We start from the raw sequence: 581 nt of genomic DNA on the forward strand, positions 1-581 counted from the left end.
GCGACATCCATCAGGCCTGCTTGGCCTTTTCGGTATTTGTTGAGGGTGTCGGCGAGGACGATGGCTCCGGCGATGATGACGATGGCGGCGAGGATGGGTCCGCCGACGATCATCGCGATGATGCCGACGACGGCGACGACGACCTTGCAGATCTCGACGATGGTGTCCCAGTTGTCGGAGACCCAGTCGCCTATCTCCTCCCACCACTTGCGATTGCGTATGCCCGCGTCGGAGGCCTCGTCGATCTTCCGCTTCGCCGTCCCGGCGGCCTCCTGACGCATCTTGCGGGCGTCCTCGGCCATCTTCTTCGCCGCGTCCAGCGCGCTCTTCGCGGCGGTGACGTCCGACTTCGCGGAGGCCTGGGCCTTCTCGGCGGAGGCGGCGTTGCGGGTGGCGGCCTTGACCTTGTCCGGGTCCGGCTTGGGTACGTCCTTGTTCTTGGAGCCGCCGTCGTCCTTGTACTTGTCGGCTTCCTTGCCCGCCTTTTCCACCCAGGAGTCGGCCGAGGTGAGGCGGGACTTGGCGGAGGACAGGTCGGCCTGGGCCTCGCGGCCCTTGACCAGGGCCTTGTCGGCCAGGGA

1 pseudogene is annotated in these 581 nt (G+C 66.6%); it reads right to left on the bottom strand.

The annotated features are described in order from the left end of the window. Positions 1-581: pseudogene (locus tag GKQ77_RS33085) on the bottom strand (hypothetical protein); the annotation flags it as partial.

It is taken from the genome of Streptomyces anatolicus (assembly GCF_019400875.1).
Classification (GTDB): Bacteria; Actinomycetota; Actinomycetes; order Streptomycetales; family Streptomycetaceae; genus Streptomyces; species Streptomyces anatolicus.